Source organism: Glaciecola sp. G7-5, assembly GCF_055808975.1.
In genome coordinates, this window is record NZ_CM147892.1 from 2206859 (window position 1) to 2228374 (window position 21516).

The window sequence follows — 21516 nt, forward strand, 5'->3', positions numbered from 1 at the left end:
ACCTTCTGTGAATACTAGGTATAATCTTGGTATAAGCGATTATTATTCCTTCTGAGGGCATAAATGCTATACTTTTGCCTCCAGATCTCAATCCTGACCATTTTTCGCAATTTAGCGCTTGGTCAACCCACACTAGAGGACTTAGAAACGTGTTAGAAAATTATCGTAAGCATGTAGCCGAGCGTGCAGCTGAAAGTATCCCTCCAAAGCCTTTAAATCCAGAGCAAGTCGCTGGTTTAATTGAACTGCTAAAAAATCCACCTGCAGGAGAAGAAGAGTTTTTAGTTGAGTTGTTAGCTGAACGTGTTCCTCCCGGTGTTGATGAAGCAGCCTATGTTAAGGCTGGGTTTTTAAGCGCTATCGCAAAAGGTGAAGAAAGCTGTAGTTTGATCAGCAAAGAGTCAGCAGTGCAGTTATTAGGTAATATGCACGGCGGCTACAACATCACCACTTTGGTCGAGCTTCTTGATGATGCCGAGCTTGTTGAGCTTGCTGCTGAAGAATTAAAGCATACCTTACTTATGTTTGATGCTTTCCACGACGTTGAAGAAAAGCACAAAGCAGGTAACAAGCACGCAACAGAAGTTATGCAGTCTTGGGCCGAAGCTGAATGGTTTACCGGTCGTGATGATTTACCTGAAAAAATTACCGCAACGGTTTATAAAGTTACCGGTGAAACTAACACCGATGATTTATCACCCGCTCCTGATGCTTGGTCTCGCCCTGATATTCCATTACATGCTCGCGCGATGTACAAAATGGCGCGCGACGGCATCGTGCCTGAGAAACAAGGTGAAATTGGTCCACTAAGCCAAATTGAAGAAATGAAAGCGAAAGGGTATCCTGTTGCTTTTGTTGGTGACGTCGTCGGAACTGGTTCTTCACGTAAGTCTGCGACCAACTCGGTACTATGGTTCTTCGGCGAAGATTTACCAGGCGTACCTAACAAACGTGGTGGTGGTATTTGTATCGGTTCTAAAGTTGCTCCTATATTCTTCAATACAATGGAAGATGCTGGCGCTTTGGTTTTTGAAGCCGACGTTGAAAAAATGAACATGGGTGATTTAATTGATATTCATCCACTTGATGGCGTCATCAAAAATGCCAATACCGGTGAAGTTATAGCTGAATATAGCTACAAATCTAAAGTATTGCTTGATGAAGTTCGTGCAGGCGGCCGTATTAACCTAATCATTGGCCGTGGTTTAACGCAAAAAGCGCGTGAATCTTTAGGCCTAGGTCCAACTGATATTTTCCGTGTACCAGAAGTACCTGTATCAACAAATGCCGGCTTTACGCTAGCACAAAAAATGGTTGGTAAAGCATGTGGCGTAGAAGGCATGCGCCCTGGCACATATTGTGAACCGAAAATGACGACTGTTGGTTCTCAAGATACTACCGGTCCTATGACACGTGATGAACTTAAAGACTTGGCTTGTTTGGGCTTTTCTGCCGATTTAACAATGCAGTCTTTCTGTCATACCGCGGCTTATCCTAAGCCTGTTGATATTGACACTCAGCATACTTTACCTGATTTTATCATGAACCGTGGTGGTGTATCGCTACGCCCAGGTGACGGTATTATCCACTCATGGTTAAACCGTATGTTACTACCTGATACCGTAGGTACTGGTGGTGATTCTCATACTCGTTTCCCAATGGGTATTTCATTCCCGGCGGGTTCTGGATTGGTTGCTTTTGCGGCGGCTACCGGTGTTATGCCACTTGATATGCCAGAGTCTATTTTGGTTCGCTTTAAAGGCAAAATGAAATCAGGCATTACCTTACGTGACTTAGTACATGCAATCCCACTTTATGGTATTAAAGCGGGTCTATTAACGGTTGCTAAAAAAGGTAAAATCAACGCGTTTTCGGGTCGTATCCTTGAAATAGAAGGCCTTGAAGATTTGACCGTAGAACAAGCATTTGAATTGTCAGATGCGTCAGCAGAACGTTCTGCTGCCGGTTGTACGATTAAGTTGTCTAAAGAATCAATTGCTGAATACTTAACTTCAAATATCACCATGCTTCGCTGGATGATAAACGAAGGCTACGGTGACCCAAGAACATTAGAACGTCGCGCACGTAAGATGGAAGAATGGTTAGCTAACCCAGAGTTGATGGAAGCAGATGCAAACGCTGAATACGCAGAAGTACTCGAAATAGACCTTGATGAAATAGATGAGCCTATCTTATGCTGTCCAAACGATCCAGATGACGCGAAAACCTTGTCTGAAGTGGCTGGCAACAAAATCGACGAAGTCTTTATTGGTTCTTGTATGACTAATATTGGTCACTTTAGAGCGGCAGGTAAACTACTAGAACAGTACGGTGGTACATTACCAACGCGTCTATGGGTTTCTCCACCAACTAAAATGGACAAAGCTGTGTTGATGGAAGAAGGCTATTATAATATTTATGGTCGTGCTGGCGTCAGAACAGAAATGCCAGGATGTTCATTGTGTATGGGTAACCAAGCACGCGTATTAGCTGGTGCAACAGTGTTGTCAACATCAACGCGTAACTTCCCTAACCGTTTAGGGGATGGCGCAGATGTTTATTTGTGTTCTGCTGAAATGGCTGCTGTTGGTGCGATTGCCGGTAAAATACCGACTAAAGAAGAGTATATGGATTACGCAGATAAAATCGATTCGATGAGTTCTGAAGTATTCCGTTACTTAAACTTTGATCGCATCCCTTCATTTAAGCAAGCGGAAGATGAAGCGAAAGCGAAAATCATCCCAACCTTAAATCTGGCCTAAGTGCAAAGTTGATGGCCGTTAACCGCGGTCGTCCTTGCGATAGAAATAAGCCGAGTTAGTATACTGTTACTGCTCGGTTTTTTTATGCTCTATATACTAATTCTCTATAGCAAAGTTACATAAAGTGCTATCAAATTAGGTGCAGGTAAATAATAATACAGGCTTAGCTTTGTATATTGCTCTTACGCTTTTTCAACAAGGAAGCCACATGTCAATACAATTGAAGAGACCCTTTCTTCTCGTTGTCACCTTACTTTTAATACTTAGTTTGTTTGCTTGTGCGCAACCAGAAACTTCGGCTAGTCATGCATCTGAGCAAAATGCGAGTAGCAAAAAGGTGAGCGACTATCAGGATGAAGAAGCACAAGCGTGGATTGCCGAGCAAAGCCCAGGGCAAAAAGCTGACGGCAGAGTGGCTTTGACCATTAATAATAAACAGATCCGCGTAGAATACGCTGATTCACCAGAGGAGCGCCAACTTGGCCTAATGTATCGCCGCCAACTTTGCGAAGATTGCGGAATGCTGTTTAAATTTGATTATCCTCGTATTGCCAGCATTTGGATGAAAAATACTTTTATACCCCTTGATCTCGCTTATATGGATGCTAATGGCAAGATTATTGATATTAAAGCATTGCAAGCTCATGATTTAACCTCAGTAAAGTCATCCTCGCTCGCTTTGTACGCACTTGAAATGAACCAAGGCTGGTTCGCAAAACAAGACATTCAAGTTGGTGACACGGTTGAGCAACTGCCTTAACCTTGATACCAGCTAATAACATCAACATTAATTTTCAGGATCTAAAGTACTATGTCTGAATCGTTAAACGTCGCCAAGTTTGGTGGCACAAGTGTAGCTAACTACAATACCATCAATAACTGCGCTGCAATTGTTATCAATAACGCTAATACTAAGGTAATGGTAGTCAGTGCCGCCGCAGGCGTTACCAACCATTTGGTAATGTTAGCAAACACGGCACTAACCTCTGAGCAAATAACAGACGTAGTCGAAAACATTCGTAAAATTCAATTTGCCATATTGAACGAGCTTAAAAACCCGAGTGAAGTCGAAGATAAGCTATTTGCATTATTGGATGAACTAGACGGTTTTGCCCGCCACGAAGAAATAAATTACAGAGATGACTTAAAAGACGCGCTTATGTCTATGGGCGAAAGGATGTCTTCATTGTTGTGCGCTGCTGTGTTACGAGAGCATGGGGTTAATGCACTTAATTTTGATGTACGAAAAGTGATGCGCACCGATGCAAGATTTACTGAAGCAAGTCCCGACATTGCTACAATTAGAACCTTAACTCAGCAATTATTAGCGCCTGAACTTGAACAGCACATAGTCGTTACCCAAGGCTTTGTTGGTGCAGATGAGCAAGGCCGAACAACGACTTTAGGGCGCGGAGGCTCAGATTTCACGGCGGCCTTGTTAGCTGAAGCATTAGGCGCAGCGACCTGTGAAATTTGGACCGATGTAATAGGTGTGTACACAACAGACCCTCGCATCACTGATAAAGCCAGGCCCTTAGCCGAATTAAGCTTTGAAGAAGCCGCTGAAATGGCGACCTTTGGCGCAAAAGTATTACATCCGGCAACGATGGAGCCTGCGCTGCGACAAGATATTCAAGTTTTTGTAGGGTCGAGTAAAGAGCCAGAGAAGGGCGGTACTTGGATAAAACGAGATTGTAAGCACGAGCCTGCCTTTAGAGCGGTCACGCGCCGAAAAGACCAAGTGCTAGTCACGGTTAAAACGCCCAAAATGATGTATGCCCAAGGTTTTCTTGAGCGAGTTTTCCATATTATTGCAAAGCATGATCTGAGTGTTGATTTGATAACCACGTCTGAAATATCGGTATCATTCACACTTGATAATCCGCCCAATTCAATGTCAGAAAAAATGAACAAAGAGACCATTATTGAGCTGAGTAATATTTGTGATGTCTCAATAGAGCGCGATTTTGATGTGGTAACCGTGGTTGGGAATAATATGCATAGTGAAGCAGGTGTATCGTCAAAAGTGTTTGCTGCTATTGGCGATTTCAACTTACGTATGATTTGTTTTGGCGCTAATGTTCATAACTTATCGTTTGTGGTTAGCAACACCGATAGTGACGCCATCGTAAAAACATTGCATGCGGCATTATTCGAATAGCCGCATGCGTTATTTATGCTTATACTTTAAAGCGCCCAATTGATTCTTGTAATTCTTCTGCCAAGCGCGCTACCTCGGCGCTTGAGTCAGAAGTCTGTTGTGCGCCTATCGTTGTTTGTTCAGCAATACCAACAATATTCTCTAAGCGTTCACTAATTTCTGATGATACTGTGTGCTGCTCTCGTGCTGCTTGTTCTATGCGCGTACTCACTTCATACGCCTTGTGAACGGCATCGGTAATTAAATTAAGCGCTTCACCGGCTGTTTCTGTTTGTTCAACACACACAACCGTTTGCTCTCTTCCTTGATTCATAACGGCCACCGCTTTTTCTGCACCGGCTTGCAAGACTTCAATCATTGAGTTTATTTCTTGTGTAGATTGCTGCGTTCTGCTCGCAAGTGTTCTAACTTCATCTGCAACAACGGCAAAGCCTCGACCTTGTTCACCCGCTCTTGCTGCCTCTATCGCTGCATTAAGTGCTAATAGGTTAGTCTGATCGGCAACGCCCCTTATCACATCTAGAATGCCACTAATGCTGGCACTGTCTTGGTGTAGCTTATTAATGACTTCAGCAGCTTGCTCTACATCATTCGCTAATACTTGAATAGTAGATTTATTCTTGGCTGATATAACTTTCACTTTCTCTGCTTCGACATCTGCATGCTTGATTTGTTTTAGCGTATCGTCGGCATTAGCCGAAACAAGTTCAGAGGTTGTGTGCATTTCTGTTGTTGCCGCGGCAATCTGTGAAATTTGTGATTTTTGATCTTCTATCGATATAGTGGTTTGACTCGTAATTTTAGATGTCTGTCCACTAGCAGCGGCCAGTTGGTCAGCTCTTTGGTTGATTGAGTTAATTAATTCTTTAAGGTTATCGATAAGCTGATTACAGTTACTCGCCAAGATACCAAACTCATCTTTAGATGAATCATCGAGTCGGTGTGTAAGGTCACCAGAGGATGCAATTTTTAGTAACTTGTTGATTTTCGCAAGAGGAATGCTTATTGCTCTAACGCTTAAATAAGCAATACCGGTCGCGATTACTAATGAACCAACAATAACCAATATAACCGTCCACGTACTGCTCGAGATTTGCGCCGATACTGATTGTTTTATTTCAGTCGCTTTGCTGTCAGCAAGTTGATTTAACACAGTGAGTTGTTCAATACCTTCTGTGATTTTTGAATCAGAATCCGAAAGTAGTTTTTCAGCCTCTAGTTTAGCGTTAAGTTGCGCGACTTTCATATTCAGAAGTCCGTTTGCACTAACAATCGCTGTATCTATTTCAGTGATTAAAACAGAAACTTCATCAATGGTGCCTGATTCATCTTCACCATTCACTACAGAGAGAATATCTCGCAAGCGTTCTTTAGTTTGTTGCAAAATCACGCTTACTTCCTGACTTCTCAATTCTGCTCTTTGTATTTTTTCAGTTTTCTTGTATTCGGTTGAAGTAGTCAACAATGAAAGTAAACCTGATTCTAAAGTGTTGGCTAGCTCAGCGGCCTGGCTTAGGTTTTCAGAATCGGAAATTTCATCCAGGTCAGTAAAATCAAGCAATAAAGAAGACGCATCATCGATTTTTTCTTCGAGCGTTTCTATCGTGCCTTGCAGGTTTGTTTCTAAATCTATCGCATTGGTGTGCGCTTGAAACATGCCCTGTGCGCTGTTGTTGTATGAGTCGTATATTGTTTGTATATTTGAGGCTGAGCCAGATAAGTCAACGTCGTTTACGACAACGCTTTGTAATTTTGAAATTATACGATCAAAGTCTTCTTTCGCTTTGTTGTAGTCTGCTTGCTTTTCATTTACTAACGCTTTGTCAGTATTAATAAAGCCTTCAAACGTCAGGCGCCCCATATTTAAAAATGCCGCTTTGAGGTCTGAGCTACTTGCTACAGTTGGTAATGCAACATTGCTTATTTCTTCAGACGCTTCACCAATGTTGCTTACGCTTCTGATTGACGAAATACCTAAAGTTATTAGCAATAAACTTATCACCATAAAGCCGCCAATTACGCGCATAGCTACTGTGATTCTCATGACAATTCCTACCTAAGCTGTTTGTATTCAAAATATACGATAAAGCTTTATCGTCATATCAAATAAAAACTTTATGCTTGATGGTGGAATATCGCTTGGGTTTCTATGCAATAAAGACTCATTTGATTTCCCCATACATAACCTGTGTCTAGGGCAATGACTTTGGCTTCAATAGGCAATGTTGAGGGTACTTCCCCGAGTAGAGAGGCCCAATGCCCAAAAAGCAAGGTTTGAGAGGCCTTTAAGGCTTTGTTTTTATGCTGAAACCAAGGAAGTAAGCGTTTACTAGCGTTTTTGGGGTGGCACTTTGTATCAAAGTTGAGGCTACCGTCTTCATGTACAAATCGCATACGTGTAAAAGCGTTGACGATAAAGCGAAGACGCGCATAGCCTTCCAAGTGCTTGCTCCAAGTCGTAGGTAAATTCCCATACATATTGTTTAAGAATTCAACTAGCTGTTCTCCTTGAAGTTGAGCTTGCACTTCACTTGATAGTTTGACTGCCTTATTGATTGACCAGCTAGGGAATAGGCCAGCGTGACTAATGAGTGTGTTTTTTACCGGTGAGGCAGCAAGCGGTTTAGTGCATAAGAACTCGATGTATTTATCAATTTTCTTATCGTTAAGTAAGGCGTCGAGTTTGTCCTGAGATTTAGGTTTGCTGATACCATGAGCGCTGGCAATCAAATGGAGATCGTGATTACCCAGTACGGTATCGAAGTGAGGGCCAAGGTCGTATAAAAACTCCATTGTTGCCAAGCTGTCTGGGCCTCGTGCAACCAAGTCACCAACGGCCCATAGTTTGTCTTTATGTGGTCGAAAGCCGGCCTTTTTTAAGAGCTTAGTGAGCCCTTTATAACAGCCCTGAATATCTCCTACCACAAAGTGTTTCATAGCAAAACTGCCTTAATGCAACGAGTTTGGTACCGCTAAGCTGAAAACAGGAATAGGCGCTTTAAAGCCCACCTGTTTAGCTGATTCAAAATAGTAAAAGCCTTCCATTGTGCCCACCGCTGTTTTTAACATTGACGCACTAGTATATGAATATGTCTGATTTGGCGCAATAACAGGTTGTTCACCAACAACACCATCACCTTCAACTTCAATTTTTTCGCCATCACCATTGGTAATTAACCAATATCTACTTATCAGTTTTACATCTTCATCGCAGGTATTGGTAATATTCACCGTATAACTAAAAACATATGCTTGTGTATTTTTAGCTTGATCTTGTCTTCCTAAATATTTCGTCGTGACGTTTATCTGAACAGCTTCATTCATTAATTGGTTTCTCATGAAAAATGTTAGCAAGTTTCGAAAACTCTTCCAATGTGATTTTTTCTGCGCGTTTTTCTGGGTCTATTCCCAAGGCGATAATGTCTTGCTCTGTCACCACGTTCTTTAAGCTATTTCTGAGGGTTTTTCTGCGCTGATTAAAAGCAGCGCTCACGACGGTTTGCAAGCTATCAACTGAGGCAACATCGTATAAAGGTGTTGAACGCGGGGTTAGCCGAACAACGGCTGAGTCTACTTTGGGCGCGGGTTTAAAGGCGCTAGGTGGCACCATAACCACCGGTGTCGCACTGCAATAATACTGCGCCATAACCGATAAGCGGCCATATAACTTATCACCGCTTTTAGCACAAAGGCGTTTTACCACCTCAAGTTGCAACATAAAGTGCATGTCTTGAATATGTTCGCAATAATTAAACAAATGAAACATGAGCGGGGTTGAAATATTATAAGGCAAGTTGCCAAACACTCGGATTTTTTTATCAGCATTGTGTAATTGAGAAAAATCAAACTTTAAGGCATCCTGTTCGACTACATTAAGCTTATGTCGAATAAAGGGATGAGAGCGTAAGCGAGCCGCTAAATCGCGGTCTAATTCTACTACCGTAAAATGATCGACCAGTTCTGCAACGGGTTCTGTTAAGGCGCCTAATCCAGGGCCGATTTCAACAATATTATCGTCTTTTTGCGGTCCAATGGCGCTGACAATCTTATCGATGATGTAATCATCGTGCAGAAAGTTTTGACCAAAACGTTTGCGTGCGGTGTGGCCTAAATGTTTATTACTCATTCACTGCGCTCACAGTTTTAGTTTGGCTAGTTTTATGGCTTGGGTAATGGCGCGGGCCATGCTACCGGTGTCTGCTTCTCCACTGCCTGCCAAATCAGTCGCTGTTCCATGGTCAACAGAGGTACGTATAAAGGGGAGACCCAAGGTGATATTGACTGAATTTCCAAAGCCTTTAAATTTTAGCACTGGTAAACCTTGATCGTGATACATAGCAAGGACTGCGTCAGCTTTATCTAAGTATTTAGGTTGAAAGATAGTATCAGCTGGCAATGGTCCAACGAGTTCCATCCCGTTTGCACGTAGCTGGTCCAAAGTTGGGGTGATCACATCTATTTCTTCTCTGCCTAAATGCCCATCTTCCCCTGCATGCGGATTTAGGCCACAAACGTAAATACTAGGATTTGCGATAGCAAATTTATGCTGCAAATCGGTATGCATTATTGAGATAACTTTCTCTATGCGCTCTGGGGTAATTGCCTTGCTTACATAGGCAAGTGGAATGTGTGTTGTAGCCAAGCACACTCTTAGGCCATCTGTTTCAAGCATCATTACAACGTCAGCAGTGTTTGATTGCTGAGCAAAGTATTCAGTATGACCGCTAAATGAAACGCCGGCTTTGTTAATGATACCTTTGTGCACTGGTCCTGTTACGACGGCATCAAAATCACCTTCCATATTTGCTTCACAAGCAAGTCGCAGAGTATCTACAACGTAATGCCCATTCTCGCTATCGAGCTGGCCGGCCACAGGTGTTTTTTTGCACGAAACGTGATTAACAATAATTTGCCCAGGTTTTTGCAGATAATTCATTCCTTTGCTGTAGGGAATTATTTCAATGTCTTTTCCTAATAATTCAGCACGAGACTTAAGTAAGTTGGTGTCTGCAAAAACAACTACCTGTGCTTCCCAAGTACGCTCGCTAAGCAATATAATTAGGTCTGGCCCTATGCCGGCGGGCTCACCTGGCGTGACCGCTAGTTTTATTAATCTATTTTGCGTACTTTGTTCCTGCGAGTTGGCATTCATAATTTATGCACTCTCATCAACTACTTCGATATAAGCTTGGTCGCGCATTTCACGAAGCCAAGCTTCTGTTTCCTCTTGGAACTTACGATTATAAATAAGCTGATATGCGCGGTCTTGTTTGCGTTTCTCAGTCGCGTCATCAACACGACGGTCAATAAGTTGTATTAAGTGCCAACCGTGAACCGTTCTTATCGGCATACTGTACTCATCTTTATCAAGTGTTGCCAAAGCATCTTTAAACTCAGGCACAAAAGCACTAGGGTCTGTCCAACCAAGCTCTCCACCTCTCAATGCTGAACCGGGATCTTCGCTGTATTCTTTCGCTAAGGTGGCAAACTCAGCTTCACCGTCTATCAGTTGCTGTCTAAATTCTTTTAACATCGACTCTGCTTTTGAGTCACTGAGTATGATTGAGGGCGAAATAAGAATGTGGCGCGCATTGACCTCTTCGACTTCGACAATTTCGACACCGCGAGTATCTGCAATCTTCAAAATATGGAAACCGGCTCCGCTTCGAATTGGACCTATCACTTCGCCTTGTTTTTTATTGCCAACAGCTTCAGCAAAAAGAGTCGGCATTGAGTTGATATTCATCCATCCCATGTCACCGCCTTCAAGTGCTTTTGAACCAGATGATGAGCCTATCGCTAGTCGTGCAAAATCAGATCCTTTTCCTAATAGCTCTAAAATCTTTTCAGCGCGCTCTCTGGCGGTACTAATCACTTCTTCTGATGCATCGCTTGGTATATCAATAAGGATATGCGACAACCTGTATTCTGCCTGCGCATCCCCTTGCTGATTAATAATCGTCATCAGTGTATCAATTTCTTGTTCGGTAATATAAACCCTGCGGCGAACATTGGCACGACGAACTTCACCGGTGATTAACTCTTTTCTGACTTGCTCGCGGTAGACTTCAAATGCGAGTCCTTCGTTACTTATTTGGCGACGAAATTCAGGCATAGACATTTGTTGCTGTTGCGCAATATTTTGAATGGTTTGGTCAAGTTGAGGATCGCTTACCTGAATCCCCATTTTATCTGCCATTTGCGCTTGTAAATTCTCTAAAATAAGGCGCTCGATAGCTTGGCGTCTAAGTGCGGCATCTGATGGCAGTGTTTGTCCATTTGCAATGGCACCTGCTTTTACGCCTTCCACTAGTTCGGCAATTTCGCTTTCAAGTACCACGCCTTGATCAACAATTACCGCGACTTTGTCTAATAACTCGCGCGCATTGCTTGCCATACTTGTTGTAACGAGACCAATGGCAACAGCCATTACTAAAAATATCTTTTTCATAACTACTCTATTTAAGGAAAATTAATTGATTACAAAAGGCTGACGGTAGCCAAATAAACCTTGGCTTAGCATATCAACTTTCTTGTTACTATTCCCCATGCCTTTGAATATAAATTGTAACGCAATACCTGAATCAAACTCATTCAGGTCGCGCACGCCATCATTATTATATCGTGTAGCAAGGTTACGCCTTAAGGTTAAGCGTAGCGCCCAGCAACAACTCTCATATTCGATGCCCATAAAAGACTCAATGCTTCGTGAGCGTTTTAAATCGCGATAATAGCGACCTACCCAATGCCAGTTATCAGCAATCGGCCAACTGGCGGTAACACCTACCTGATCAATACGCTCGTCTGATAATTCACGGATATATCGATGGTTTATTTGAATAAGCTTGTCGTCACCAAGCCTGTATTCGGTAGAGAAACTGCTGCGTTCGACACGGTTGGACTGATTGCCAACTTGTATGTCAGAGTGTAAAAACCAATTTTGGTTCACTTGCCAATCTAATTCTGCGGCGATAGCTGATCGATTTCCTTCACGCCGTCCATCTATTAATTCCGACTCTTGTATATAAAGTATCTGTGCTACGCTCGCAACAAGAACCTCTTTATTGCTTGCGTCAATAAGACGAGAGGTTGTACCGAAGGTCACTTGATTATTATCATTTATCCGGTCAAGGCCTGTAAATTCTTGGCCACGGAATAAATTGTTGAAGTTGGTTAACAATGGGGTGGAATCGTATAAACCAATTCTGCTTTGGTCTTCAAAGCTAGTAAATAGATATTGCGCTTTTGGCTCTACGGTTAGCGTATAAGGTGTGCCAAATACATTTTGCGACTTTTCGAAAATCAGAGAGCCATATAAACGAAGCTGCCCTAATGTTCGGTTAACGTCTTCATCTAATGCTAAATCTTGATCTTTTAAATCTTGCTTATAGTGTGTATGGAGTATGCTGGCCTGGGCCAATAGCTCACCCCAAGCTCGCTGGTAAGGTAGACTCAAAGAAGGTTCAACATGAAAGCGCAGTGCATCCGGCGAGGACAGGTCGTCGTTTTCAAAATAGGCGAGTTCTGATTTCACGCCAACATTGAAGTAATCGTTTAACTTACTAGTATAGTTAAGCTTGGCTTCTGGCATCGCTCTGTAATTGCTTGTGCTTATACCTATTGTTGTAAAATCGCGCACAAACACTGAAAAGTCTAAAGCGTCAGAATGATAATTAACGCCTGCTTGGCGATATAAATGCGTATCAGCCTGATTGTAATAATCTGAGCCGAGATCGATTATATAGTTATTGTCACTGATATCGCTGATATCTGCACTAATCGACCAATTGTCGTTTAACTTACCACGATGCAAATAGCGGTAAAAATAGCGTTCTTTTTCGGCAAGTCGATTACTGTCGTTAGGAACGTATTCAAGTTGTAATTCACCTGCGTGATTATTGAACAAATACCGAAATTCTGTTTTTAATTGTAGACCACGATTTGTCATTAAGCGAGTTGAAATCGTCGCATCCATATTGGGCGCTATATTCCAATAAAAAGGCTGCTCCCACTCAAGCCCTGTGCTTGACGTACTGCCAAACTGCGGGAAAAGAAAGCCCGTTTGGCGTTCAGTGGTTATCGGGAATGCGAAGTAAGGTAAATAGAAAACCGGCACACCACCCAAATAAAAACGGGTGTTGTAAGCTTCACCAAATGGCATGTCTTTTTCGATAGATATTTTTGAGGCCTGAATCTTCCAGTCCTCACCGCCTTCAGGACAGGTGGTAAATGAAACGTCCTCTAAGGTAACCCCGCGTTCTTGAGATATCGATAGTATGTCAGCCCCGCCGCGGCCATTAATACCTGCTATCTTATAATTGGTTTCTTGCATCTGCAGGAGTTTCAGATTGCTATTGACCTCAACGCCTTCACTGTTTACTTGCAATAGTGAATCGGTGTACTGCACATCGCCACTGGCTTTTATTTCACGACCTCTATCAAGGATGTTAGCACTATCTGCGGTGATGGTTGAAGAGGGGCCCACTATTGACACATCGCCTTCAAAAACAGCAAGTTCATCTTTTACCACCAAAGCCGACTCTGACTTTACGACAATGTCGCCACTGTTATCTTTGGGTGCTTGATATGTAAAGGTTGGGGCTTTACAGGTTTTAAGTAGTGCAGGTGCGACACTTTGTACTGACTCATCTTCAATTTGCGCGCTGGCGACACAAGGTGTTAAAGATAAATAAGTGACCACAGAAATAGTGCCTATACGCGATAGATGGAACTTAGACTTGTGTGAACTAAAAGGGCAAAAAAGTATAGACATTAATTAGTACAGGTCGCTTATTGATAGTTGCGTCGTCGCTACAGTCATCTTTTGCTATAGCTATTTCTTGTGTGCAAACACGGTTTTGGGATTTAACTTTGTAATTGTATTGCTTATGGGATGAATAACCAACTAAAAAGGACGAAAAAGCGTAAAAAGTCTTAAATGTGTGGCGACTAGCGTAGTAGTAAATTGGATAACACTGAGAATTGTTTTAGTAAGCACCACCAAATACGAAATGAACTTCTCCTATTTTTTATACGTCAACACTTTAAATTATTGGCGGCGAGCTTTACACTCATCGCTCGTTAACAGTATTGAGGCATTATGAATTTCTACGGCAAAATAATAGGGGCACTACTAGGGCTGGCTTTTCTCAAGCTACCGGGCTTAATTATCGGTTTATTTGTCGGTCATATGTTTGATATAGGCTATGCAAAAGATTTCTCTAAGCAAGGCGGTTTTGCGCGATTTTTTTCATCTAAAGATAGTATCCAGCGTCAAGCTGTGTTTTTTCATGCACTCTTTTCTGCGCTAGGGCACATTTGTAAAGCCGATGGGAAAGTTACACCTGATGAAATCGCCATTGCATCGACGCTCATGGATAATATGCACCTATCGGGCGCAACGCGCGAAGAAGCACAACAGGCGTTTAGAGATGGTAAAGCGAAAGACTTTCCACTGCGTCAGATGCTTGAGGATTTCAAAAAACATTCCCATGGCCGAAGAGATATTTTGCAAATGTTTCTTGAAATCCTGATTAGTGCAGCTTGTGCTGATGGTCGTATTACTGAGCCAGAATTATTGGTTTTAGAAAAAGTAGCCAATAGCTTACAATTTTCTAGAAATGACCTGCATTTTTTGATCAGCACCTACGAGGCTCAGCAGCGCTTTCGTCAAAAGTGGCGCCAACAAGGCAATTCAGGTAAGCAGCAGAATTATGATAGTTATACCTCTAGTCATTCTTTACAAGACGCTTACCGTATTTTAGGTGTTGAGAAAAACGTTGATGATACTGCGGTAAAGCGTGCGTATAAAAAGCAGATGTCTTTGCATCATCCCGATAAGTTAAGTGCAAAGGGACTGCCGCCACAAGCGCTAGAGTTAGCAAAAAATAAAACACAAGATATCCAAGCTGCCTACGAATTGATAAAAGACCACCGAGGATTTTAAGCTCAAGTTTAATCGTGATTAATGCTGTTAAAGTGACCAAGAGAAAAGTAGTATATTGAGGCCTTAAAAAATTGAGTCAATTACCTAAAAAATGACCGAAACGAGTGTTGGTAAAGCGTTTAACGAAAAATTAGCAAAAACCGTATTGTCGAACGAAAATGCGGAGCTGATTGAAGATTTCATCAATGTTTTGTGGGTTGAGAAAGGCTTAAGCAATAATACTGTGAGTGCGTACAAAAGTGACCTCACTAAATGGGCTTTATTTTTACAACGCTATTTTGGTGATATGTCTTTGCTTGATGCCACTGAATCCCATGTTCAGGCCTATCTAGCGGTTAGGGTTGAGCAGTCTTTTAGTCAGCGCTCTACTGCGCGCTTGTTAAGTTCAACAAGGGCTTTTTACGTTGACTTAGTCGCGAATAAAAAGCGCCAAACTAATCCTATTACTAATATAAATAATCCCAAATTACCTCAGTATCTTCCTGATACTTTGTCAGAGAAACAAGTAGAAAGCCTGTTGGATGCGCCCAATACACAAGACCCGATTCAAATGCGAGATAAAGCGATGCTTGAGCTGCTCTACGCTACGGGTATTAGAGTCAGTGAATTGGTAAATCTGCAAATGCATGAAATAGGTCTGCAACAAGGCGTAATCAGGGTCACGGGTAAAGGAGGTAAGGAGCGCCTCGTACCCATGGGAGAAGAAGCCTTAGAATGTATTGAGTCTTATTTGAAGTTTGCTCGTCCTGAACTGTTGAAAAAGCCATTAAGTACGGTTTTTCCTAGCAACAGAGGACAAACAATGACAAGGCAAACCTTCTGGCATCGCATAAAGTACTACGCAAAGGTCGCCGGTATTAGCATAAAGCTGTCTCCGCATACACTGCGTCATGCGTTTGCCACGCATTTATTAAATCATGGTGCTGACTTGCGTGTTGTTCAAATGTTACTTGGGCATTCTGATTTGTCGACCACCCAAATTTATACTCATGTTGCCACGCAACGTTTGCAAGCATTGGTGAAAAACCATCATCCACGGGGATAATTGTTGAAGCTAGGTAAGTAAAGCAATGTTTTTACACTTTCCTGCCGATATACCGTATACATATTGTTTTGTATTTGGCTTGTAGCGCGAATGCATGGCAAAATAATGAAAATGACCTAAATTAAATGAAACAACTTTGCACAATGTCGGGTCTACTACAATTACATATATATTTTGGAAAAAGTTTAATGAAAATAAGCGCAGTGTTGATAGGTTTGGTTTCTTTTTTGGCGATGATGGGGTGTTCTCCTGACACTAAAGAGCAAAATGCAGAAGTGTTAGAAACTAAGGTTTCGGCTCCATCTACAGGAACCACTGCATCTGATGAGCTCATTATGTCAACCTTCGCTAGCAAGCTTAAGCTAGATATTATTTCTATAGCTGACTCGCCAGTGCCAGGCTTAAGACAAGTTTTTACTAATCATGGCTTGTTTTATGTCAGCGACGACGGCGAATTCTTTTTACAGGCTCGTGTTTACAACATAAAAGGTGCAGTTGAAGACGAAACTGAAAACGCGTTAAAAGCCGTTCGCGCTGAAGGGGTTAAGCAATTTAAAGATTCAGCTATTGAGTTTAAAGCGAAGGATGAAAAGTACGTGGTTGATGTGTTTACTGATATCACCTGTGGGTATTGTCGTAAATTGCATAACGAAATGCAGCAATTAAATGACTTAGGCATTACGGTTCGTTATTTGGCTTGGCCTCGCGCAGGGCTCAATAGCCCGGTTTATCAAGATATGGCATCGATTTGGTGTGCTGATGATCCTCAAAGTGCGCTGACCAAGGCTAAGGCTGGGGAAGCGGTTGTGCCTGCTAGCTGCCAAAACAAAGTAGCCGAGCAATATAAATTTGGCCAACAAATTGGCGTTAACGGTACACCAAACATTATTCTTTCTGACGGTTCGATTGTACCGGGATATAAACCGGCTCAAGACTTATTGCTAGCCGTTAAAGAAGCTAGTTTGTAAATCCTTAGTTTTTATGGCCCTAACTACAAATCTTTTTGTGGGATTAGGGCTTATATCATTGAAGGGATAGCAGGTAATTAGGGTCAAGGCTGACGTATGCATGTTTACAAGAGCAGCTACTTGCTCTTCGCTAATAACTAGGGTTTCTACAACAGCGTACTGTGTTAGCTCGCCCCCGTGGTGAAGAATAATAGTCGTACCTATTTTCACATCTTGTAAGTGCGAAAAATGCGTATCTCGGTGACCTATAATGACACTGTTCCCATCGCTGCCAAGCGCTGCACTTTGGTCCACATGAGTTGGGCCAAAAGCTAGGTTTCGCATACTGGCATTTGCAAGTACGTAATCTGTTTGTCCTAATATCTCTAACTTCGCGACAACATGTGTATCGGCCCACGGCCATGGCTTTATAGGCGTTTGCTTAGTTTGTTGTATTTGCTTTGCATAAGCTGAGCTTAACAGTACTTGTGCTAACTGTGCTTTTAGTTGTATGTAGCTTGCGTTAAGTATCAAACCAATACCAATCAACATGATACTGGCACACGAAATAGACCTTAGTGTAGGCCTAAGAAAGGCCGCTTTCATAAGCGCGCTCCAGTGAAAAAATACAGTAGGCTGCTGAAAACGACTAATACACTTCCTAATAGCCCTAGCAAAAGACTTGGCGTTGCCGTTTGTGGCAACTGTGCTTGTGCATATTGATTTTGTTGTTGACCTTTAAGCGCAGCGTTGAGGGTAAATTGTGATTCGCTATGATCAATCGCAATTAAGCTCGTATACGGGCTCACTAAACTATATTCAAGGCCAAGTTTTGTGATGGCTTCTTTGATACTTTCTTCGATGCGGTGATCGTCGTCGTTATAGCGTCCCTTCATATTTATTTGTTGCTGCAAATCTTTAATTTTTAAACGAGCCCAATGTTTGTGTAGGCCTTGTTTTTGCTCAGCATTTGCACCGGGAAGTTGGCTAGACCATTGCCGGCTTTTGAATTTTCCATCCATGGTAGGAGATAAAAACTGTCCTTTGATTGTAAACGGAAGCTCTGTTTTGCTGTCTGCTGATAAAAGCGCACGTCGATAGCTTATCGTGAGTGTTTCATCAGCATACAAGTCTGGAATAATGCTGGGGTAAACTTCAATATTAAATGCTTGCTTGATGTCTTCGACATTCAGCACAATGTCTGTAAGTGCAGGACGCTTTAGCTTTTCGAGCAAAGCGTGCATCTTTGGTTTTACTAAGTCTACATCTCCAATAAAAGTGAATGTTCCTTTCCCTGCCTCAGCGGCACGCTTCATGAAATAGGCGTTGGGTGCACTGCCAATTCCGACGGTGAATAGTCTGTATTGTCCTAGCTGCGCGTAAATGCTTTGCATAAGCTCGTTTTCATTGCTTACGCTGCCGTCGGTGATAAAAATAATTTGATTAAGATAAGCTTGGTTGTTGTCGCCTTTAGTTGGCATGGCAAAGGCGCTATCAAGCGCTTTTTTTATTTCTGTTCCGCCATTGGCCTCTAAGGTGTAAAGGTAAGAGAGCGCATCTTCTTTTGCGCCTTCGGTGGCTGCTTGCTGCTCTGTAAATAATCTTTTTGCATCGGAACTAAAGGCAATGAAATTAAAATAATCCTCATCATTTAAATCTTCAATTGCGAGCGCTAAGGCTTGCTTAGCTTGACTCAGCGCTTCTCCAACCATAGAACCTGAAACATCTAAAATAAAAGTGACATTGCGCCTCGCATTGAGAAGGTCATTGGAAGGCGGTACGAGCGAGATGAGTCCATATTCATATTCATCAGATGCATAACGAAAATGTGATGCTTGGACATTATAGCCAGGGCGTAGTTGCCAGTTTAGTACAAAATCTTTGTTCGCAGGTGTTTGAGTATCGAGTTCAATTTCGTAGTAGGTACTATAAGGATTTAAGGTTTTTATTGGGTGATGCTCGCTAGAAATTTGGCTCAGTGGTAGGCCTGTGTTTAGACGTACTCTTATGCTCGTGTTCGCAGGCAAAATTGTATTGTTTGTGGCTAAGGTATTGGGTTGTTGCTGTGCTTCAGTGCTTAGCTTATCGTTAGTATGACTGGGTACGTAACGGGGCGTAATACTCAAGGGTAGTCGTAGCCCGTAATTGTGTTTATCTTGGACAATAAACTGTTGGTACTCAATGGTGACAGAAATACTGCTATTCGCGGGAATATTGGCTATTTTATTAGTGAATATGTTGGGGCGGATTTGCGCTACCATAGAGGCACTTTTGCCTTGAACTTTGGCTTTTGTAAACAACTCTTTGGCAAGCGCTTTGCGCATGATCTTCGCTTCAATTTTACGTTTACCCACTTGCATAACTAAGCTATCTACAGCAGCATCTTGAGGCAACGGGAAAACGTATATTCCTGAGCGCACATGATTGCTGGTATTAGCAAATACTTGGGTCAACTTAGTCCTAGCAATCGGCCCGGTGATGGTGATATCAGCATGCGTGCTTTGCAAATTTGCACTTTGGTATTGCAAGGCTTGGGTGCTTAGTTGTGATTCTTGTTGATGCAAATTTGTGCTATCAACTGATGGTTGTTGCTCAAAATAAAAACTACCGCTGCTGGTTTGGTAGATGTTCGTCACAATATTGGCAAGCGGCTTGAGATCATCACTTGTTTGCGCACTATTGATGTTTAACAAACGTTCAATCAAGTTTTCGTCATTGTTAGCGTTGTTGATGTTTACAGTGGCGCTCGGTAGTGCCTGAACAGCACTCTCTTTTTAGGTACAAGTTGCGCAGTGCTTAGTCTACTTGAAGAGTGGGAGTCTACTTGCGCTAGTAAAATGCTGATCACGCAAAAAGCCGCTAAAATAATTACGGCACGCTGTAGGGTCGTCATATGATTTACCTCATAGTAAGGAGTATTGAAAGGGTGAGCCAGCAGCATGCACTGGCTCAACACCATATATGTCTACATTAGTTTGCGGCTGTCATTTGTTGATTAGGCTTGACTAAACTCACATTGACTTTACGTGCAAAGAATAGGTCTTCACTTACAAATTCGGTACTTGTGTTAGTGCTTGTAATGCTTGTTTCACCTTCCCCAGAGACACTTATTTGTGAGGCCTTTACATTATTGTTAAGCAAATACTCTTTTACGGCTTGTGCACGTTTCTCCGACAATGTTTTGTTATAGACTGAATCTCCGCGTTTATCGGCATAACCGGTGACTTTTACTTTAAGTTGAGGGTAGCTAGATAATATGGACGCTAAGCTATTCAACTGACTCTGATAAACGTCTTCTACCAAAAATGAAGCCGTTTTAAACTGCAGGTTGGTTTCAAAGTTGGCGAGTTCGTTCAACCATGTAGCACTTGAAGCCTCGTCGTAGGATGCCAATTGAATCATTTGCTGTTGTTGCATTTTTTGTATATTGCTTTGTAGGGCAACAATATTTTCTTGTTGCTTTGCTAAGCGTTGTTCAGCATGTGCTAGGGTTTCTTTGGCATCTAACAATTGGCCGTCGCCGTTTATGTCATCAGCAATGAAAATGCCAAACATGCCACCAATGATTGCGCCAATGGGCCCACCAACCGCAGCACCTGCTATCGCACCGGAGCCAAAGCCAATCGCTTCATTGGTTCTTTCCTTTGTTTCTTGCTTGGGGTCTGCGCTGTACGAGTTTGCAGACGCGCTTGGCGTATATGCAGCGTTAAGACAAAGGGCGATAGTGCTAGCAATTAATAGTTTTTTCATAATATTCTCCAAAAATTTGAGTTTGTTGTTTCGTCGAGATGTATTACACAACAGTAAAAGGGCAATTTAGGGGAGCAAATGTGGCAATGTGACGATCAATTGTGGCGAAAAAATGGAAATTGCCCCTCAAGGCTTTTTATATGCCGGTATTTGACAGATACTTATGCCATCACAAATAAGTAGACCAACGCACATGCAAAAGAATATCGCCCTAATAGAAGATGAGCAGGCGCTCAGAGAAAACTATGTAGATGCCTTAATGCGACAAGGCTATAAAGTGCAAGCCTATGCTGACAGGCATTCTGCCGAGACAGCGTTTAAACATGCTTTGCCAGATTTAGCGATTATTGATATTGGCTTGGGGGATGATATAGATGGTGGCTTTACTTTATGTCAAATGCTCAGAGCGCAATCGGGCACCTTACCCATTATTTTCTTCACCGCGCGCGATAATGATTTTGACACTATTTGTGGCTTGCGCATGGGCGCAGACGACTATCTTACTAAAGATATTAGCCTGCCACATTTGCTTGCGAGGATATCGGCCTTATTTCGACGTACAGAACTTCTTCAGCAACCACAGCAACAAAGTGACTTAGTTAAAAGCGGTGAGCTCGTTATGGACACCAACCGAATGCGAGTTAAATATAAAGAGCAGCCTGTGGACTTGACGGTGACCGAATTTTGGATGTTACATGCGATTGTAAAATACGCCGGACATGTAAAAAGCCGTCAGCAATTAATGGATGAATCTAAAATGGTTGTTGATGACACTACTATTACCTCACATATAAAGCGTATTCGTAAAAAGTTTATGGTTTTAGACCCTTCCTTTGATAGCGTAGAAACAGTTTATGGAATGGGGTATCGCTGGAAACAAGCTGACTAGCGTTAAGGCGAATACA

Annotated in this window: 17 protein-coding genes; 7 read left to right on the forward strand and 10 right to left on the reverse strand. The window is 42.3% G+C overall.

What is annotated here, in order from left to right; genetic code table 11:
- Positions 1-149 precede the first annotated feature (149 nt).
- The 3 genes from acnB (at position 150) to lysC (ending at position 4923) form a co-directional block, all read left to right on the forward strand.
- Complete coding sequence (gene acnB, locus AC0L6H_RS09680) at positions 150-2762, forward strand: bifunctional aconitate hydratase 2/2-methylisocitrate dehydratase (RefSeq protein WP_473394039.1); 2613 nt, start codon at positions 150-152, stop codon at positions 2760-2762.
- Positions 2763-2970: 208 nt separating this feature from the next.
- Positions 2971-3522, forward strand: a complete 552-nt coding sequence (locus AC0L6H_RS09685) for a DUF192 domain-containing protein (protein ID WP_473394040.1) — start codon at positions 2971-2973, stop codon at positions 3520-3522.
- Between the two features lie 51 nt (positions 3523-3573).
- Positions 3574-4923 (forward strand): lysine-sensitive aspartokinase 3, encoded by a 1350-nt coding sequence (gene lysC / locus AC0L6H_RS09690; RefSeq protein ID WP_473394042.1) that lies wholly within the window; start codon positions 3574-3576, stop codon positions 4921-4923.
- Positions 4924-4942: 19 nt separating this feature from the next.
- Here lysC and AC0L6H_RS09695 read toward each other — a convergent pair whose 3' ends face one another.
- From AC0L6H_RS09695 to AC0L6H_RS09725, 7 genes are all read right to left on the reverse strand, one after another.
- Entirely contained in the window at positions 4943-6967 is a 2025-nt protein-coding gene (locus AC0L6H_RS09695; RefSeq protein ID WP_473394043.1) for a methyl-accepting chemotaxis protein, read from the reverse strand.
- Between the two features lie 71 nt (positions 6968-7038).
- Positions 7039-7860 carry a symmetrical bis(5'-nucleosyl)-tetraphosphatase gene (locus AC0L6H_RS09700; protein WP_473394044.1) on the reverse strand — a complete coding sequence of 274 codons (822 nt, stop codon included), beginning with the start codon at positions 7858-7860 and terminating at the stop codon, positions 7039-7041.
- 12 nt (positions 7861-7872) lie between these two features.
- A complete protein-coding gene (apaG, locus tag AC0L6H_RS09705; protein ID WP_473394046.1) occupies positions 7873-8247 on the reverse strand; it encodes a Co2+/Mg2+ efflux protein ApaG in 375 nt (124 codons plus the stop codon).
- The gene (rsmA, locus tag AC0L6H_RS09710; RefSeq protein ID WP_473394047.1) at positions 8240-9049 is read right to left on the reverse strand and encodes a 16S rRNA (adenine(1518)-N(6)/adenine(1519)-N(6))-dimethyltransferase RsmA; all 810 of its coding nucleotides are present in this window, start codon (positions 9047-9049) and stop codon (positions 8240-8242) included. Before rsmA ends, apaG begins: the two co-directional genes overlap by 8 nt.
- A gap of 9 nt (positions 9050-9058) precedes the next feature.
- Positions 9059-10075, reverse strand: coding sequence for a 4-hydroxythreonine-4-phosphate dehydrogenase PdxA (pdxA, locus tag AC0L6H_RS09715; RefSeq protein WP_473394048.1), 1017 nt, complete (start codon positions 10073-10075; stop codon positions 9059-9061).
- A 3-nt stretch (positions 10076-10078) separates the two neighbouring features.
- Positions 10079-11374: a peptidylprolyl isomerase SurA gene (gene surA, locus AC0L6H_RS09720; RefSeq protein WP_473394049.1), complete on the reverse strand. Its 1296-nt coding sequence runs from the start codon at positions 11372-11374 to the stop codon at positions 10079-10081.
- Between the two features lie 21 nt (positions 11375-11395).
- A complete protein-coding gene (locus AC0L6H_RS09725; RefSeq protein WP_473394050.1) occupies positions 11396-13624 on the reverse strand; it encodes an LPS-assembly protein LptD in 2229 nt (742 codons plus the stop codon).
- Positions 13625-14023: 399 nt separating this feature from the next.
- Here AC0L6H_RS09725 and djlA point away from each other — a divergent pair, with 399 nt between their 5' ends.
- The 3 genes from djlA to dsbC all read left to right on the forward strand — a co-directional run bounded on the left by djlA (position 14024) and on the right by dsbC (position 16882).
- The gene (djlA, locus tag AC0L6H_RS09730; protein ID WP_473394052.1) at positions 14024-14869 is read left to right on the forward strand and encodes a co-chaperone DjlA; all 846 of its coding nucleotides are present in this window, start codon (positions 14024-14026) and stop codon (positions 14867-14869) included.
- Positions 14870-14960: 91 nt separating this feature from the next.
- Positions 14961-15914: a site-specific tyrosine recombinase XerD gene (xerD, locus tag AC0L6H_RS09735; RefSeq protein ID WP_473394053.1), complete on the forward strand. Its 954-nt coding sequence runs from the start codon at positions 14961-14963 to the stop codon at positions 15912-15914.
- A 188-nt stretch (positions 15915-16102) separates the two neighbouring features.
- Positions 16103-16882 (forward strand): bifunctional protein-disulfide isomerase/oxidoreductase DsbC, encoded by a 780-nt coding sequence (dsbC, locus tag AC0L6H_RS09740; RefSeq protein WP_473394054.1) that lies wholly within the window; start codon positions 16103-16105, stop codon positions 16880-16882.
- On the opposite strand, the gene AC0L6H_RS09745 is transcribed toward dsbC, so the two are convergent.
- From AC0L6H_RS09745 to pdsO, 3 genes are all read right to left on the reverse strand, one after another.
- Positions 16856-17467 (reverse strand): class GN sortase, encoded by a 612-nt coding sequence (locus AC0L6H_RS09745; protein WP_473394056.1) that lies wholly within the window; start codon positions 17465-17467, stop codon positions 16856-16858. The two genes, dsbC and AC0L6H_RS09745, sit on opposite strands and share 27 nt — an antisense overlap.
- Positions 17464-19566 carry a marine proteobacterial sortase target protein gene (locus tag AC0L6H_RS09750; protein ID WP_473394058.1) on the reverse strand — a complete coding sequence of 701 codons (2103 nt, stop codon included), beginning with the start codon at positions 19564-19566 and terminating at the stop codon, positions 17464-17466. Before AC0L6H_RS09750 ends, AC0L6H_RS09745 begins: the two co-directional genes overlap by 4 nt.
- 265 nt (positions 19567-19831) lie before the next feature.
- Positions 19832-20611: a sortase-associated OmpA-like protein PdsO gene (gene pdsO / locus AC0L6H_RS09755; protein ID WP_473394060.1), complete on the reverse strand. Its 780-nt coding sequence runs from the start codon at positions 20609-20611 to the stop codon at positions 19832-19834.
- A 193-nt stretch (positions 20612-20804) separates the two neighbouring features.
- On the opposite strand from pdsO, the gene pdsR reads away from it, so the two are divergent.
- Entirely contained in the window at positions 20805-21500 is a 696-nt protein-coding gene (gene pdsR, locus AC0L6H_RS09760; RefSeq protein WP_473394061.1) for a proteobacterial dedicated sortase system response regulator, read from the forward strand.
- The last annotated feature ends 16 nt before the right edge of the window (positions 21501-21516 follow it).